Source organism: Streptomyces sp. SID14478 (genome assembly GCF_010548525.1).
GTDB lineage: Bacteria > Actinomycetota > Actinomycetes > Streptomycetales > Streptomycetaceae > Streptomyces.
The window spans coordinates 1-361 of record NZ_JAAGMG010001341.1 but is presented as its reverse complement, the minus strand read 5'-3'; the positions used below and the strand labels follow the sequence as shown (position 1 = coordinate 361).

Below are 361 nucleotides of genomic sequence, written 5' to 3'. Positions count from 1 at the left end.
CGCGAACCGCCCTGCGCCGCCTGCTCGGTGAGCGAGCGCAGCACCGCCGCCGCGATCAGGTAGCCGGTGCCGTGGTCGAGGGCCTGGGCGGGCAGCACCCCGGGGGCGTCCGGCGCGCCCTCGACCGCCGCGATGCCCGTCGCCGCCTGGACCAGGCTGTCGAACCCGCGCCGCTCGCCCCACGGCCCGTACGTGCCCCACGCCGACAACTGCGCCACCACGAGCCCCGGCCGCCGCTCCACGAGCGCCTGGGGAGCGAGCCCGAACCGGTCGAGCGCGCCCGGCCGGTAGCCCGTGACCACCACGTCCGCCCCGGCGAGCAGGTCGTCGAAGGTGCGCCGGTCGGCGCCGTCCGTCAGGT

Annotated in this window: 1 protein-coding gene; it reads right to left on the bottom strand. The window is 78.7% G+C overall.

All coding sequences use genetic code 11. The features are described from left to right. Window positions 1-361, bottom strand: a 361-nt coding sequence (locus G3I40_RS42185; RefSeq protein WP_203645807.1) for a CoA transferase, incomplete at both ends; no start/stop codon positions are given.